Raw genomic sequence first — 16816 nt, forward strand, 5'->3', positions numbered from 1 at the left:
GGAGATGGCGGCACTCCGATGACGCTGCCCGCTTTTTATGGTCGAGTGGTACATGAGCATTTTGAGCGTGTACTCACCGTGCAACGCTTCGCGAAGCGCAGCAGACTTTGAACGGGTTCTTAGCAAATCAACAAAGCCGGCCTGCGTGCCGTGCATGGCCAGCTCGGCAAGCAGTGGCCGCCATCCCTGACGCCGCGGCTCTTTTCTCCATCAAATCAGTTTTTCAGAAAATGATTTAATGTCATTTAAATATCTGTCACAAATGACAGTATCGCCCCCCAGCATTGTCAGACAAAAATCTTACCGCTTACTTAATAAGCAAACTGTTTGGCCGTAATGGCCTCCTTGAGCCTGTACAAAACTTCGCGCCAAGGGAGAGGCAAGGCGAAAACCATTGAGAAAGCGGAATGGCCAAGTGTTCCATGAACATTTCGAAAGGGTACTCGCCGTGTAACGCTTCACAACGCGCAGCAGATCGTGAACAGGTTCTTAAACATGAAAGAGCGATCCCATGGCTTACTCCCCGGACAATGAACAACCTTCCCCGCTCGCCGCGCAGTTGAACCGTCGCCAGCTCTTGCTGGGCGCGGGTGCGGGCGCCGCCGGCCTGATGCTGCCGGCGTCCTCATCGGCCTTCATCGGCACGGACGCGCTCCAGCTGGCCAAGTACCAGCGGCTGATTCCCGAACTATTCCAAACCGTGCCGCGCCCTCCCGCCTACACCCCCAACCTGGTGATAGGTTCCGGCTTTGGCGGCGCCGTCTCCGCGCTGCGCCTGGCACAGGCCGGCCAGCAGGTCACGGTGCTGGAACGCGGCCATCGCTGGCCCAATGGGCCTCGGCGCGACATCTTCTCCAACGACACCCTGCCGGACGGACGCGCGTTCTGGCACCGGCGCCAGGCCAAGATGCTGATAGGCGTGACCACGCACTTCGACTCCTTCGGCGGCGTGCTGGACTCAACCGACTACCCAAATATGAATGTCTGGCGCGGCGCCTGCGTCGGCGGGGGATCGGTGGTGTTCACCGGGGTGATGATTCAGCCGGAACAACGCTATTTCGAAGCCCTGTTCGGCAACTGGGTCGGTTATGAGGAGATGAACAAGACCTACTACCCCAGGGTCCGGCAAATGCTGCGCTTGGATTCCATGCCGACCGACATCTACAACAGCAAGCCCTTCCACCATTCCCGCGTCTGGGACGCCCAAGTGCGCAAGGCCGGCTACGCCACCACGGCCAACGATTCCATTTTCAACTGGGACGTGATCCGTCAGGAACTGCGCTGGCAATCCACGCCCTCCGCCACCGTGGGCTTGTCCAACCACGGCAACTCCAACGGCGCCAAGTTCGACCTCAACCAAAACTACCTGGCCCAGGCGCAAGCCACCGGCCGCGCCGCCATCTATCCCGGCCATGAGGTGCTCAGCATCGCCTGGGACGGCAGCCGCTACGAGGTTGACGTCGTCAAGCGCGCGCCCGACGGCCGGCAACTGGACCGCTACCGCCTCAACTGCGACCGGCTCTTTCTCGCCGCCGGCTCTATCGGCAGCTCGGAACTGCTGGTCAAGGGCCGGGCTCAAGGCACGTTGCGCAATCTCAACGAACACATCGGCCAAGGCTGGGGCAGCAACGGCGACACCATCGTCACGCGCAGCTTCAGCACGCTGTCGCTGGCCACCCAGGGCACCCCCAGCGCCTCCCGCATCCACGATCCAAACAGCGGGCAGCCGCTCACTCTGGAAAACTGGTACGTGCCGGGCTTGCCGCTGGATTTGAGCACGGTGATCGGATCGCTGGGCATGGCCTTCGATCAAAGCAATCGCGGGCATTTCAGCTATAACCCGGCCACGGACCGTGTGGTGCTGAACTGGCCGCAGAACGGCAACCGCGACAGCGTGGCCGCCGCCAAGACGGTGAACGACAAAATCGCCGCGGCCACCGGCACCGTTCCGGGTTTTCCGGGGATCATAGCCGGCGTCACCGGACTAAACTGGACCGCGCATCCGCTGGGCGGCGCGGTGATCGGCAAAGCCACCGACGCCTGGGGCCGCGTCATCGGCCATCCCGGCCTGTATGTGATGGACGGCGCCTTGCTTCCCGGCAGCGCCGGCGCGGCCAACCCCTCGTTGACCATCACCGCGCTGGCCGAGCGCAACATCGAGCACATCATCAAAAACGGAAAGTAAGGCCCGCCGCCGCCAAGCCATGGCGGCGGCCGAGCCTCACGCTAAGCCAGACCTTTGCAGCAAGCGCGCGCTGCCCTCGCGCGACATCCGCAAAGCGCGTTCAGCCCGCCGCCGCATGTCCCGCTCCCAGGCGCGCAGGGCCGCCTCCGCCTCGGCCGCCGTGCTCGCAGACGCCAAGACGCCCGCCAGTGCCGCGCCGTCGCAAAGAGCGGTATTGGCTCCCAGGCCTCCGGCCGGACTCATCGCGTGTGCCGCATCGCCCAATATGGCCACCCGCTCGCAGCGCCATACCGGCACCTCGGCGGCCATCCGGATAGGACGCGCACCCAGGCAACGCGGATCGCCATGCGCGAAAACGGCCTGCAAACGCGGATGCCAGCCGCGCGTCGCCTGTTGGACCCGCGCCCGCAACGCCGCGCCGCTCAGGCGCTCATCCGGCAAGGCCCCGCCCAAGTCCTCGGCCCTCGCCACGCAGGCCCAATACCAGTAATCCGGCATCGCGCTCAGCTTCACTTCCGGCGCCATCCGCCGAGCCAGTTCAGGCAAGGGCGCGCGAAAGCGCATCGCCTCGATCACCGCCGTCAGGCCGTCGCCGAACACCACGCAGACGCCCTGTCCCAGCTCCGACGTCGACGCCTCGGCCGGCAAGGCGTCCCGAGGCGTGACACCATAGAGCACCACGGCGCCCTCGTCCTCCGGCTCCCCGCCCGGAACCAATTGCCGGCGCACCGTGGAGGCCACCCCGTCCGCGGCGATCAGCACATCCACCTCGAACTCGGGCTCATCCTCGAAGTCCAGCAACAAACCGCTGCGCGCTTCCCTAAAACCGCGCAACGCATGGCCCCAATGGATTTGTTCTTCCAGGCCACTGGCCAGGATTTCCCGCAGCGTCTGGCGGTTGGCGCTCAGATCGCGCTCCGCCGCGTCGTCGTCCCGCGCCGACGGCCGCCAATGCGCCGGCTTCCGCTCCGACCAAACACGCAGTTGCGGGTCGATGAAACAATCGTCGCCGCCCAGCGAGCAGCTTTGACGGAACAACTCGAACTGCCTCGGCGTCAAGACCCGCCTCAACGCCTGCTGGCCGTCGCCGTCGATACGCAGCCGATAACCTTGCCAGCGGCTGTCCGCAGCGTGATCGCGTTCAAACAACGTGGCGGCGACGCCGGCGCGCGCCAGGCCCTGAGCCAGGCACAACCCGCCCAAGCCGGCGCCGACGATGCCAATGCGTAGGGATTGCATCGCTTCTCCTTTGCTTTTCATGTGGACACCCGGCCTGAACCGCCGCAGCACTGGCGGCCGTCCAGGCCCTTGCCGGTGATTGTGCGCCCCGCCGCCAAAGCTGCTATAACGCTGTTTTGCCAATAAATAGTGAAAAATGGCCAATATCGTCGTCACTCCGCCGAAAGACGGAACGGACCTCAGCGAATGGACCGGCGGTCCGCCGCTGATCGCCGTGCCCGGCAACGATAAAGAAGACAGCGACTACCGGCTGGGCAGCCGCGAATACGCTTGGCACAGCCATGCCCGCGGGCAACTGCTGTGCGTGGACACCGGCCTGATCCAAATCCGCACCCCGCGCGGCGCCTGGGTTCTGCCGCCTCACCGCGCCGGCTGGATTCCGCCCGGCATGCCGCATCGGGTGCGCGTCAGCGGCGCGCTGACCGGCTGGAGCCTGCTGTTGAGCCCGGACTGGAGCCGGATGCTGAGCCCGCAAGCGCAGGTGGTGGCGATCACAGAACTGATGCGCGCCGCAGTGCGTCGCGCGGTGACGTGGACGGATTATTCGTCATGGCGGCCAGAACAGGAGCGCATCGCCGCGGTGCTGCTGGACGAGTTGCGGCAAGCGCCGCAGGAGGCGCTCTGCCTGCCGATACCTGAGCATCCGCGCATCACGGAGCTGGCCCGCCGCCTGCTAACCGAGCCGGGCGGCAAATACACGCTGGCCGACTGCGCGGACGCGGCGGCAATGTCGCCACGCACCCTGCGCCGCCATATTCAAGCGCATACCGGCATGAGTTTTGGACAGTGGCGGCAACAAGCGCTGCTGATACGCGGCATGGAAATGCTGGCGCGCGGCGTCGCCGTGGCCGCGGTGTCGGACGAGTTGGGTTACGCCTCGCCCAGCAACTTCATCGCGATGTTCCGGCGCGCCTTCGGCGATTCGCCGGCGCGCTTTTTCGCGCGGCAAGCGCCCACCTGACGAGAGGTTGGCTGGGAAAGGCGCGCCGACGCAGGCAGTACAAGTCGTAACAAGGAGACGCAACGCAGGATCAGGGGTGTTGTTAGCGGGCCTAAGCAAGAGCACATGCCCGACCGGCCTTGACCCGTTTCTATTGAAACTTCCTATCTATTTTTACTCCGATATAACGCGCCAACCTCTTAAAACACGCTCTCTAAGAGCCTGTTCAAAGTCTCGCGAACAAGGACGAGACAAGGCAAAAACGACTGAGAAAGCATAATGCACGCGTGTTAGATGAGCATGTCGAAGCCGGTTTCATATCCCTTTCTATCCATCCCGCCGACGCGTAGCAGATCGTAAACAGGTTCTAAATCGACAGGCGAAATCCAGAAGCAATCAAAACCTAGCTTATATATGAAAGTCGGGACATAGCGACCAGGCCAGCCTAACGGGAGAGTCATTTTCCACTAGGGGTCGAGCAATCCGCTCACGGGTCAGGCAATATAAATTTCACCATGAACCATGCATAAAAATGACATGCGCATTACAGGCCAGACTGTTGATATTTCGTACTTGAAAAATATTATTGCTTTCAGAAATGACTTATATTTCCCGGCAGCATACGCACTTACGATATTCCGATGGATATCAAGTGCTTAGTGCTTAGACCCTGGCCATCGCGGCTGTCTGCGGCCGCCAGCATTGTGTGGCTATTGGCTGGGGCCCTGCTTTTATGTGTCGCATGCATTTTGGCTATTTATCTAAATATCCAAATGAATCGCCATATCGCGGTCCAACGTGTATCCATGAATGAAGCGGCTTACGCCGCCAAGGCTTTTTTCAATCGCCGCGTGGAATTCCTAAAAAATCTGGACAAGCCCGTCATAACCGGTTCAGACCGGCCTCAAGGTTCATTGGACCACTCCAACCGGATAGGCGAACCTTCGCCTCCGCCCGGCTTGACCTTGTCCTTGAACGATCGGCTCCAGGCGGCCAACTTGGGCGTCAACCTGTTGTTGTTATTACAAGGCAAGGATCAGTTGACCGTGCGCAGGCTGGAGAGCGGCTTTCCAATCGCGAAAGAAACGCCGGACGCCGTGCTCCGGCAGTTACGCGATAATCCGACGCCTCTGTACCAAAGCACCACGGTGTGGCTGTTCGATCCCAAAGATCCTCAGCGCCGCATTTACATAGCGCGGCCTTCCATCTCCCCCTCGTCGCTGGACAGCGGTGAACAAGCCTGGATGGTTTTGGAGTTCTTGGGACGAGACGTTCTGGCCAGCCAGCAGCCCTTTGCTGGCTATGAGTTCGCCTTGCTGGACGCCAATGAGCACGAGGTGGCCGCTTCAGCCGCGGCCTCTTCTGGGCGGGCGCAGGACATGTGGCAGCGTCTGTCCAACGCATTGCCTGTTGTGTCCAGCGTTCAAACCCGATTCCCGCTTGGGCCTGACTGGGTACTGGCCTATCGCTACCCGGAATCGGCTCTCCTCAACGATATGCGCCATGCCTTGATGAAGTGCCTGGCCATCTTAAGCTGTGTTATCGCCGGGCTTGCTCTGGGCAGTCTATGCGTGCTGAACAGGTTTGTGCGGCCGGCGCTGCAACGGCTGCAACAGCATGCGGAAGCGGAAGCTTTTCTGCGTTCGGTATTCAACGCGGCTCCTGTGGCGCTTTGCGCGCTGCGAAGACGCAATGGTCAGGCTGTCCTGGAAAACCAGTTAGCTCGCGACTGGCTGCCCGCAATCGATCCGAATTGGAGATCGACGGAGTGGGTGGAGCGCGTCTTCCTGCGGGCCCGCCTGCAACAAGTCGGCGTTGTCAGCGAAGAGCTGGCCACTCTGGACGGCCGTCATTTGTTCGCCAGCCTCGTGCCCACTCGCTACCGAGGAGAGGAAGTGCTGTTGTGCGCGTTGAGCGATATCAGCTTGCGCAAGCAGGCCGAACTGGCGCTGGAGCACGCCAAGCAATTAGCCGACGCCGCCAACGCCGCCAAGACCGCGTTTATCGCCACCATGAGTCACGAAATCCGCACTCCGCTGTACGGCGTGTTCGGCAACCTGGAGCTCTTCAAACACACCCGCCTGGATCCGCAACAGCAAGGCTATGTGCAGGCGATCCAAAGTTCCTCCACCACGCTGTTGGGGCTCATCAACGACGTCCTGGACCTTTCCAGAATAGAAGCGGGTCAATTGCGGCTGGAGATGGAAACATTCAATCTGTTTGAGCTGGCGCATGAGGTAGTGCACGGCTACGCCGCCTCCGCTCTGAACAAGGGCGTATTGATCTACGCTTGCGTCGACCCGCGTTTGAGCCTGCCCTTACGGGGCGACCCGCGCAAAGTACGACAGATTCTGAGCAATCTCCTTAGCAATGCGGTGAAGTTCACCGATAACGGCCGTATCGTCATGCGCTGCGGCTTGGTCAATGGAAACAACGGCAGTATCCGGGCCTCCATCCAGGTCGCGGATACCGGCATCGGGATTGCCGCCGAGGATCAGGCTTCTTTGTTCAAACTGTTTTTCCAGGTTGGCGAAGGTCGCCGCAGGGCCAACGGCACCGGCCTGGGCCTGCCGATCTGCCAGCAACTCGCCACCCTGATGGGAGGAGACATCACCGTAGTGAGCGAGCCGGGCCTGGGCAGCAGTTTCACTCTATGGCTGCCGCTGAAACCCCTGGCGGACAACCCTTCAGGACAACGGCCTCTGAATCAGCAAGCCATCTACGTCAGCGCGCCAGTGCGAGAACTGGCCGATAGCCTATGCGACTGGCTGAACTTCCTCGGCGGCAGAGCGCTGGCCTGCGCAAGGGAAAACTTGCCGCGAGACAAGCTGTGCTTGGAAGTGCGCTTGGACATTGATCCGCACCGGCGAGCCAACTGGCCCGGACTGCGAATATGGCATGGCAACGAATCGTCGCGCTCTAGCGCCGAATGGGTCTCCTTGTATGCTCCGACAGTGATCTTGGATACCGTGCTTTCCACGCTGGGGCTCGCCCCCGCTTCTGCCACAGGGGCCGGCGCCTCAACACTGGGCAACTTGAATCTCAGAGTCTTGGCGGTGGAAGACAACGACATTAATCGCATGGTTTTAAAGGAACAACTGGAAACCTTGGGCTGCCGCGTGCAGTTGGCCGCCAATGGCCAGGAAGCGCTGCAGCGATGGAATGTCCACGAATTTGATCTGGTGCTGACGGACATCAGCATGCCGCGGATGGACGGCCGGGAGTTGGCGCGTAGAATCCACCTGCAAGCGCCGGGCTTTTTGGTCGTGGGAACGACGGCCAGCACCTTAAAAGAAGAGACCCAACTTGCGCGCGAGGCCGGAATGGCCGCGGTGATCATCAAGCCAGTCAGTCTGTCCAACCTGTTTCGGTGCCTAAACTCATTGAAGCAGAGGAGGGAGTACGGCGAACGTTCCTCCCCAGGCTATCTCTCTTCCAGTGGCGTTGTCTGAGCGTCGGCCCAGCCGGCGCGATATCGCTTCAAGCCATAAAGCGGCCGCAGGCTGTTTTACGAAGCGACGCTGCCGGCACTTGCAAGCCAATCCAAACATAGACCCGCGCAAGATGTGTAAATGAAACGGAGTCATGGAAAATAATACGCAATCCATCGGTAAGTTGATCAGAACATCCTTACGGCTCAATGTGAGCCTGATCCTGGTCCTGTCCTTGGTTCTACTCGCCTTAACCGCCAGCTACTGGGCCGCGACCTTACTGCTGGATGAAAAACAGAATATGGCCCAAGTGCACTTCGCATGCGTGACCAACGGCATTCAAGAGCATGAAGCCTTCCTCAGCCGCGGCGCGCGGCGCAACTCCGACATCATGGGCAAACGGCTGGGTAAACTGCTGGATACGACACGCACCCCTATTGCGCGGACTGGCGATTACCTGATGGTGGAGGGGCGCAGCTCGCCGTATTCAATGCCGTTTACTCTGGGCTACCAAGCAGATCAGTGGCCAGAGCCGCCAAACGGCCTGTATGCCTTAGGGGCCTTAAGCGCGGATTACTACAGCACTTACTGGTCGCTGGCCAAAACCGAAGCCCCCCAAAGCTTTCTATTGGCCTTGGATGAAGCAACCAGCCTGGCGGTGCCGACGGTGGACAATACCGCAACCGAAATGGCGCTGACCCATACCAATTTTGCAACAATCACCTCCGCCATCCGCCGGTTTTTACTGCAACAGCGGCATGACACCACCAAGGTCAAATGGGTAAGCGGGAAAAGCGCCCAAGGCCTCGATCCAGATACTCTTCTTGCCTATATCCCGGCCTATATCAGCGAAAAGTTTTGGAAAAAAGGCAGCCGCTCCCAAATCATGGCGGTTTCAACGCTGGAGATTCGAAATGTTTGCTGGGCCGGCACCAGCAAGCGCCGGGTATTTGACGGCATCAGTCTGATTGCGCCCGACGGACGGGTACTGTTAGGCCAAACCTATTCATTGCCCACGTTAAAAGCGGGACTGAATTTTAGCCAAGATGGCCTGTTGCTTTATTTTCCCGCCAAAACCAAGCCGAATTGGTCCGCGGTCTATCGAGTGCAATACAACCGTTTGCTCGCCCTGGCAAACTGGCACGTCCAAGTCTTTATGATCAGCTTGCTACTGCTGACTTTGAGCGGCGTGCTGGCGGTACGCTGGTATCGGCTTCGCGTATTGGCGCCGGCACAAGCCTCGCACCAAGCAGTGCTGGAAAGCGAGGCCTTCAATCGCGTGGTAACGCAAACCGCGCCCACCGCCTTGTTTGTTCTGGAATTGCCTCTCCTCCAACCCTTGGTGGTCAATCCGCTAGCGTTGGAGTGGTTCGACCGAGAACGAGATTACCCGCAGCTGATAGCATTCTGGGGCGAAATAATAGACGGGAAAGATATCTCCAACCGCACCGCTTGTCTTCGCATTGGAAAGCGCTATCTGCAAGCCAGCTTTGCTCCAGCCCGTCACCGCGGCAAGAACGTCATAGTATGCTCTTTTAGCGATATTTCTCATTACAAAGCAAGCTCAATGGCGCTGGAGGCCGCAAAACGGGCGGCGGATAGCGCGAATGAAGCCAAAACCCATTTCCTGACTACCATCAGTCATGAAATTCGCACCCCGCTTTACGGCCTGCTGGGCACGATAGAAATTCTTGACATGACCCCGCTAAGCCCGCGTCAGCGCGCTTATTTGAGCACCATGCAAGACTCGTCTTCTCTGTTGTTGCAATTGATCAGCAATGTATTGGATGTTTCCAAGATTGAGTCCGGGCAAATGGCGCTGGAGTCGCAATCATTCTCCCCAGTCAGCCTTTCCGAGGAGGTTGTGCGCGCTTTTGCCGCCATGGCTAAAAGCAAAAGACTACGCTTGTATTCCAATCTTGATGAGAGCGCCCCCGAGCTCGTATTGGGGGATGCCACGCGCATCCGCCAGATTTTAAATAACCTGCTCAGCAACAGCATCAAATTCACCGAGTCCGGCTGGATTGTATTGCGCCTGAAAGCCACCGCCTTGCCAAACGGCCGCGTCAATTTGGCCTGGCAAGTGACCGATACCGGCATCGGCATCACTCAGGAACAGCAAACCCGGCTGTTTGAGCCCTTCTATCAGGCTCAAGCCTTGCCTGGCTTGATTGCGGGAACAGGGCTAGGCTTATCGATCTGCCGGCAACTCAGTCAATTGATGGGAGGCTCGCTTCGAGTCGTCAGCGATCTGGGGCTGGGCAGCAGCTTCACCCTGTCCTTGGAACTGGAACAACAAGCGCCGCCGCCCACGCTAACGGACTACCCACTGAGCCAGACTACCGTGTTGTTGCGCGCTCATCTGAAAGAGCAGGGAGAAAGCTTGATGCGCTGGTTGACCCGACAGGGCGCCAGCGCTCGCTGGCTGGACCCGATGGAGCCTGTGCCGGAAGATTCCGGATTGATTCTATTGGATCTGGACCCTGCCGATGAATGGCCTAGCCACCCACTGAGCACACGCGTCATCGCCGCTCCGGAAGGGCCGCTGCAGGCGCAACTGCAGGGTGATAATTGGTTGGTGAACATCCATCATCTCAAAGGCATCCTGCAAGCGGTATGGCTGGCAAAACACGGTCTGCCCGGCGAGGCCCAGCCGGCGTCGGCCAGCGATACTTCTCCACTAGGATTGAACGTCTTGGTCGCCGAGGACAATCCAATCAACCAGCACATATTGAAAGAGCAGCTGGAGTTGCTGGGTTGCCGCGCCAGTGTAGTGGGCAATGGCCATGAAGCCTTGAAACACTGGAATATGCGTCCGTATGATCTGGTGATGACCGATGTCAACATGCCGCAGATGAATGGGTACGAGCTAGCCATAGCCCTGCGGGCCCAAGGCGTGGACATTCCCATCATCGGCGTCACCGCGAATGCCATGCGGGTTGAGGAAGAAGCATGTCTGCGCGCGGGCATGGATGCCTGGCTGGTTAAGCCCATCAATTTGCACGGTTTGCGCACCGCATTAACGCGGCTAAGCCAAAAAGCTTTAGACAAGCCCGCTTTCCACTCTGCGCCTCCCATTCCCATCCCAGATGGATTGATAGTGCCAATGGCCATGCGCGAGCTATTTTTGCGAACCATGCGCACGGACCTAGACATGCTATACACGGCGTCAATGGCCAGAAAACCCCATAAAGCTGCCAGCATATTGCATCGCATTAATGGCGCTCTGGCGGTAGTCAACGCGCAAACGCTGATGAGCACCGGCCAAGCATTGGAAGCACAGCTCGCTGATTTATATGAATTAAATGACGAGAGCCTCGCCAAACTGGAACAATTTCAAAACCGTTTGAAGGCTGCTTTGCAACAACTAGCGGCTTCTTAAACAGTAACGGATGAGAAAAATCTCAATGATTTAAAAGCCCAGCTTATTGATAAAGAGATAGGCATTGGAATCAAATTCACTGGAAACACCATGAGCAAAATAAAAGTATTGATAGCCGATGATCATCCTATCGTTCTGATGGGCATTCGTGAAGAAGTGGAGCGCAATACACTGTTGGAAGTGGTGGGAGAAGCGCACAACTCTACTGAATTAGTCGAAACGTTGATTAACTTGCGGCAAAAAAATGAACTGCCTCATATAGTCATCGTTGATTACAGCATGCCCGGCGACACCAATTATGGCGACGGCATGAAATTGATAGAATATCTACTACGCCATTTCACCAATGTACGGCTTATCATTTATACAATGGTTTCCAACCACTTGATCGTTTCAAGCCTGCAAGATCTGGGCGTGACGGCGGTGGTTCTGAAAAGCCAACCCTTATCTGAGCTACGCCGCACGCTTGAGCAAGTGGTGAACAGAGGGTCGGCTCTTCCTCCCCCCAATAGGGGAAATATTGCTGAGGCTACAATAGGCAGCAAGGTGGAAAAATTATCCGCCAGGGAATTTGAAGTTTTACGTCACTTCGTGGCAGGCATGACGCTAAACCAAATAGCAAAGATGCTCAGCCGAAGCGAAAAAACCATTAGCGCTCAAAAAGTTTCCGGCATGAGAAAACTGGGCGCTCGAAGCGATCAGGACTTGATTACTCTCTGCTTGGAAATGGGGCTGTTTCGCTAAAACATGGCTAAGAGAGCCTGTTCAAAGTCTCGCGAGCCAGGGCGAGACAAGGCGAAAACGAGCGAAAAGCGGAATGGTCCAGTGATGCACGAGCATTTTGAGCTTGTACTCACCATGCGACGCTTCACGAAGCGCAGCGGACTTTGAACAGGCTCTGGGCGCCATCCCTCAGCTCCATACCTTGCACAAGCGCCTGAACCGCCCGCTCGGCACGCGGGCGGAGCGCTTGCCCTCCATCGCCAGTCCTGGCGCATCGCGCAATCGCGTGAAATAGCACGGTCTCGCCAATGCCGGCGACCTGACAGAAACCCGTCTTGCTCAATGGCGGGCCTCTCGGTTCCTGACCTGCGCTCGGGCCGCTGCCACACGCCGCCCTACTCATAAGCCGCCTCGATCGAGGGGCGGCGTTGGCGCGCCTTGGCTCAGGTTTTCCGTGAGGCTTTGTTAACGCCTCTACGCCACGACATCTTCACTTTCCTTTTTTTATTAAGAAATTCCTTATTCTGCGGCCCAACCCTCAGCTTTAAGAAACGCCTTATTCAATTGTACGAAACACCTACAGATAATGCCCTTACTGATTGGCGGATGTTTCCGTCATTGGCGACAGACCGCGGTGATTTGATGACGCGGCCTGTCTCGCGGGCGGTGGTCAGGAAACATGGTCACGGCTTTGATTTAACTTAATTTAAGTGTGGAGTGTTTTATGAATAAACTGGCAATCATGGTTTCGCTGGCCTTGGGCGTGGGCATGGCCTCCCAGACGTTTGCCGCCAACCGCGGCGAGATCGTATTCAAAGGCAGCGTAGCCACCAGCACTTGCCTGATCGATGGTCAGGAAGACGGCTACAAAGTGGTGGACTTCAACAACCTGACGCCTGATCAGATCCCTACCGCCGGCAGCGCTGAAGTCCCGTTCAGCCTGACCGTTTCCGGCCAATCCGACGTGTGCAACGCCTCCCGCGTGCAGATCGCCTTCAACCCCAACAACCAGAACGTGAACAAAGAAACCGGCCGCCTGAAGCTGAGCGGACCGAGCGCCGCGTCCAACCTGGAAATCGAACTGTACAAAGGTTCTGGCGGCAGCGCGGTCAAGATTCCGCTGGGCTCCACCAATAGCGCGGACATGCCGAGCGCGGCCTTGGCTCCCGATGTTCCGACAACAGGCCAGCCAGTACAACGCTCCGCCAATATCCCCTTGTCGGCCAAGCTGCAGCGCGTCAACACCGGCACCGTGCCGGGCAGCGGCGCGGTATTCAGTCAGATCGACTATGTGCTGGCTTACCAGTAATCAGCACGTTTTTCTGACTGTCAGCTAGGGAGGAGCGGCCATGGCATGGATGGCGCGCAAGTATGCGGGAATAGCGGCTGTGTGTGCTGTGGCGGCTTTTTGCTGGACGAGCGCCGTGGAAGCGGCGCTCGTGATCCGCGGGACGCGGATTATTTATCCCGCTCAGGAACGGGAAGTGAGCATCCAGCTGGAGAACAAGGGCAAGGACCCGATCCTGGTTCAGTCCTGGCTGGATTTGGGCGACGCCACCGTCGCGCCCAGCGATATTCAGGTGCCCTTCACCTTGTCGCCGCCGATTGTCCGCCTGGACGGCGACAAACGACAAGTGGTGCGCATGGTGTACAGCGGGGACGCTTTGCCGCCAGACCGCGAATCGGTGTTCTGGATCAACTTTCTGGAAGTTCCGCCCAAGGCGGCGGGGGACAACTACCTGCAATTTACCTACCGCACTCGGCTGAAAGTGTTTTTCCGGCCCCAGGCCTTGACGGGCGAGCCCGCGCTGGCGCCGAAAAAAATGCAATGGCGAGTGGTGACGGAAAACGGGCAGCGTTATCTGGAAGCCCAAAATCCCACGCCGTTCTTCGTCTCCCTGTTCCAGGCCAAGCTGGCCGCTGACGGCGCCAAACCGGTCGAGGTGGCGGTTGATATGGTGAAGCCTTTCTCCTCAGAACGGTTTTTGATCAAACGGCAAGCTCACGCCTTCAAGACTGGAGCCTTACTGCAATTTCAGGCCGTCAGCGACTTTGGCGGAACCATAGACGCGGAGGCACGGCTGCAATAAGTCCGGCGCGCGTTCTCAAGATTTCCATCCCCAACCGCCGACAAGGGCTCGCCCCTGCCGCGGCGGCACAGCGCAATACGAGGCACTTCATGATCGGCTTGAGCGTAAGCGACAAAGCCCGGGCGCGTGCGCCCAAAACCAAGCCTCTGGCTTGGTGGGCAGCGGGTGTGTTTGGCGGCATGCTGGCCGGCGCGGCGCCCTCCGTTGGCGCGTCCGGCAATACGGGTACGGCCGATTTGCCCGACTCCGCCGAAGCCCACAGCGCCGCGCTGACCGCCATCCGGCAGCCCGCAGCCCCCGCCGCAGGCCATGCGCGCGGACTGGTGTTCGACTCCGCCTATCTGTTTACCGGGACGGGCGGGCCGCCGCTGGACCTCAGCCGCTTTGAGCAGGAAGGAAAAAACCCGCCGGGGACCTACCGTCTGGAAATCAGCGTCAATGGCCGCTGGCAGGGCATGGAAGACATCGAATTCGTCGAAACGGCATCCGGGACGGGGGCGCGCCCCTGCTTCCGCAGGGAGCAGTTGGAGCGGCTGGGCATCGATATGGACAAGGCCGCGCGAGGCCAAAGCGGGTCAGACGAGCTCAACCCCATGCCGGACGCCTTGTTCTGCGGCGATCTGGCGCAATACGTTCCAGGCGCCAGCGTCAATACCGACATGGCCGAGCAAAAACTATCCTTGCAAGTGCCGGCCATCTTCGTGCATTTCGCCTCCGCCAGCACCTACGTTGGCCCGGAAAAATGGGAAAACGGCGTCACCGCCGGCCTGCTCAACTACAACGTCAACCTGTACAGCAGCGAAAACCAGGGCAAGCGCTCCAATAGCGGCTACCTGGGCCTCAACGGCGGCCTGAACCTGGGCGCGTGGCGGCTGCGTCACAACGGTGCCTTGTCTTGGGGGACAGGACGCGCCGCTCGCTATCAAAGCGGCTCGGTCTATCTGCAAACCGATGTGCCGGCTTGGCGTTCGCAGCTAGTGCTGGGCGAAACCGCCAGCAGCGGCGAGCTGTTCGACAGCCTGTCCTTCCGCGGCGTCCAGCTCAGCAGCGACGAACGCATGATGCCGGACACCCAGCGCAATTACGCGCCGGTGATTCACGGCACGGCACGGACCAACGCCAAAGTCAGCGTAAGCCAGCGCGGCTATCTGATCTATGAAACCACCGTGGCGCCCGGCGCCTTCACCATCAGCGACCTGCAGGCCAGCGGCGAAGGCGGCGACCTGCTAGTCAAAGTCACCGAGGCCGACGGCCAGGAATACACCAGCGTGGTGCCCTATGCGGCCACGCCGCAGCTTTTGCGCGGCGGAGTCCAGCGTTACAGCCTGATCGCCGGCCAGGTCAAGCAGCCCGGCCTGACAGACGACCCGCTGTTCGCCCAAGCCATTTACCAGCGCGGCCTGAACGGCATGTGGACGGCTTACGCCGGCGCGACGGCCTCCCAGGGGTACGCCTCGGGGCTGTTTGGCGTGGCGGCCAATACCAGCGTCGGCGCTTTCGCCGCTGACCTGACCCGGGCCGAAAGCCGCTTGTCCGGCGACCGGCGCATCCAGGGCAACAGCCTACGGCTGTCGTACAGCAAAAAGCTGAACAGCACCGGCACCAACTTCTCGCTGCTGGCCTATCGCTACTCCACCTCCGGTTATCTGAGCCTGACCGAGCGCATCGTCGCGGAAGATCAATACCAGCGCCGGCGGACGCTGAACGCGATCGTGCGCCAGCGTCATCGCTTCGACGTCAACATCAGCCAGCAACTGGGCGGCGGCTCCTTGTACGCCAATGGCTCCATGCAACAGTTTTGGGGCAGCGACAGCAAGGAGGTCAACTTCTCGGTGGGTTACGGCGGCAGCGTGGGCTCCGTCAGCTACACCCTCTCCGCCCAACGTGCGCGCAACCTGGCCCAGGACCAGACCACGCAGGAACGCAGCCGGACCACCTATGCGCTCAATGTAAGCGTTCCCCTGGGCGACAGCCGGCGTTTCCCCACCCTCAGCGGCTTCCTTTCCCATGACTCCGAAAGCGGCTTGCAAACCACCACCAGCCTGGCCGGCACGCTGGGCGACGACAACCGCGGCAGTTACTCCGTCTCCGCCAGTCATTCCGAACGCGGCGGCGGCAGCGGCAGCGCCGGCCTGGGGTATCAGCTGCCTTACACGCAGTTGAACGCCAGCGTCAGCGCGGGCCGAGGCTACAACCAGTATTCCGCCAGCGCCGCCGGCGCCCTGGTGGCTCACCCCGGCGGCGTGACGCTGGCGCAGACATTGGGAGAAACCCTGGCCGTGGTGCGAGTGCCGGACGCGGAGGGCGCCTTGGTCGGAGCCGCTCGGGCGCGGGTGGACGCCCACGGTTACGCCGTGGTGCCCAGCCTGACGCCTTATCACCTCAACACCATAGAAGTGAATCCCAAAGGCATGCCGCTGGATGTGGAGCTAAAGCAGTCCACCAGCAAAGGCCTGGCCCCGCGCGCGGGTTCCGTGGTGATGCTGTCCTACGCCACCGAAGTGGCGCGCGCCACCCTGATCGACAGCCGGATGCCGGGCGACAAGCCGCTGCCCTTCGGCGCCGCCGCGCGCAACGCCCGGGGCGACAACGTCGGCGTGGTAGGGCAAGGCGGCCGCCTCTTCGCCAAAGGCTTGGAGCCCAACGGCTGGCTCATCGTCGAATGGGGCGGCGCGCCGGAACAGCAATGCCGCATCGACTATCAACTGCCGGAAAAACGCGCCGGCCGCCAACAGCGCTACGACATGCTCGTCGCCCCCTGCCTGCCTCAGGCGCAGGCGGCGGCATCCACATCCCAGCCTTCGCCATAACGATAAATCGAAAAAC

At 59.9% G+C, this 16816-nt stretch carries 9 protein-coding genes; 8 read left to right on the forward strand and 1 reads right to left on the reverse strand.

The features are described from left to right. The first annotated feature begins 511 nt into the window (after positions 1-511). Positions 512-2185 carry a GMC oxidoreductase gene (locus DXT74_RS02880; protein WP_196783817.1) on the forward strand — a complete coding sequence of 558 codons (1674 nt, stop codon included), beginning with the start codon at positions 512-514 and terminating at the stop codon, positions 2183-2185. Positions 2186-2221: 36 nt separating this feature from the next. Here the strand turns inward: DXT74_RS02880 and DXT74_RS02885 are convergent, their stop codons facing one another. Beyond that, positions 2222-3424: an NAD(P)/FAD-dependent oxidoreductase gene (locus DXT74_RS02885; RefSeq protein ID WP_194427279.1), complete on the reverse strand. Its 1203-nt coding sequence runs from the start codon at positions 3422-3424 to the stop codon at positions 2222-2224. Positions 3425-3560: 136 nt separating this feature from the next. On the opposite strand from DXT74_RS02885, the gene DXT74_RS02890 reads away from it, so the two are divergent. From DXT74_RS02890 to DXT74_RS02920, 7 genes are all read left to right on the forward strand, one after another. Continuing rightward, on the forward strand, positions 3561-4385 hold the full coding sequence (locus tag DXT74_RS02890) for a helix-turn-helix domain-containing protein (protein WP_194427280.1): 825 nt from the start codon (positions 3561-3563) through the stop codon (positions 4383-4385). A gap of 620 nt (positions 4386-5005) precedes the next feature. Then, positions 5006-7816, forward strand: a complete 2811-nt coding sequence (locus DXT74_RS02895) for an ATP-binding protein (protein ID WP_194427281.1) — start codon at positions 5006-5008, stop codon at positions 7814-7816. 133 nt (positions 7817-7949) lie between these two features. After that, positions 7950-11177 carry a hybrid sensor histidine kinase/response regulator gene (locus DXT74_RS02900; protein WP_194427282.1) on the forward strand — a complete coding sequence of 1076 codons (3228 nt, stop codon included), beginning with the start codon at positions 7950-7952 and terminating at the stop codon, positions 11175-11177. Positions 11178-11267: 90 nt separating this feature from the next. Beyond that, positions 11268-11921: a response regulator gene (locus DXT74_RS02905; protein WP_043641156.1), complete on the forward strand. Its 654-nt coding sequence runs from the start codon at positions 11268-11270 to the stop codon at positions 11919-11921. Between the two features lie 703 nt (positions 11922-12624). Beyond that, positions 12625-13209, forward strand: a complete 585-nt coding sequence (locus DXT74_RS02910) for a fimbrial protein (protein WP_043641161.1) — start codon at positions 12625-12627, stop codon at positions 13207-13209. Between the two features lie 49 nt (positions 13210-13258). Next, positions 13259-13990: a fimbria/pilus periplasmic chaperone gene (locus DXT74_RS02915; protein WP_256870453.1), complete on the forward strand. Its 732-nt coding sequence runs from the start codon at positions 13259-13261 to the stop codon at positions 13988-13990. A gap of 89 nt (positions 13991-14079) precedes the next feature. After that, the gene (locus DXT74_RS02920; RefSeq protein WP_194427283.1) at positions 14080-16800 is read left to right on the forward strand and encodes a fimbria/pilus outer membrane usher protein; all 2721 of its coding nucleotides are present in this window, start codon (positions 14080-14082) and stop codon (positions 16798-16800) included. The last annotated feature ends 16 nt before the right edge of the window (positions 16801-16816 follow it).

Origin of the sequence: Chromobacterium sp. Rain0013, from assembly GCF_015291765.1 — a bacterium.
In the GTDB taxonomy this organism is placed as follows: Bacteria; Pseudomonadota; Gammaproteobacteria; order Burkholderiales; family Chromobacteriaceae; genus Chromobacterium; species Chromobacterium haemolyticum.

Bases quoted from the DNA above. Each gene is read 5' to 3' on its own strand.
- DXT74_RS02885 (WP_194427279.1), bottom strand. From the start codon at position 3,424: ATGCAATCCCTACGCATTGGCATCGTCGGCGCCGGCTTGGGCGGGTTG.
- DXT74_RS02905 (WP_043641156.1), top strand. From the start codon at position 11,268: ATGAGCAAAATAAAAGTATTGATAGCCGATGATCATCCTATCGTTCTG.
- DXT74_RS02910 (WP_043641161.1), top strand. From the start codon at position 12,625: ATGAATAAACTGGCAATCATGGTTTCGCTGGCCTTGGGCGTGGGCATG.
- DXT74_RS02915 (WP_256870453.1), top strand. From the start codon at position 13,259: ATGGCGCGCAAGTATGCGGGAATAGCGGCTGTGTGTGCTGTGGCGGCT.
- DXT74_RS02920 (WP_194427283.1), top strand. From the start codon at position 14,080: ATGATCGGCTTGAGCGTAAGCGACAAAGCCCGGGCGCGTGCGCCCAAA.
- DXT74_RS02895 (WP_194427281.1), top strand. From the start codon at position 5,006: ATGGATATCAAGTGCTTAGTGCTTAGACCCTGGCCATCGCGGCTGTCT.
- DXT74_RS02880 (WP_196783817.1), top strand. From the start codon at position 512: ATGGCTTACTCCCCGGACAATGAACAACCTTCCCCGCTCGCCGCGCAG.
- DXT74_RS02900 (WP_194427282.1), top strand. From the start codon at position 7,950: ATGGAAAATAATACGCAATCCATCGGTAAGTTGATCAGAACATCCTTA.
- DXT74_RS02890 (WP_194427280.1), top strand. From the start codon at position 3,561: ATGGCCAATATCGTCGTCACTCCGCCGAAAGACGGAACGGACCTCAGC.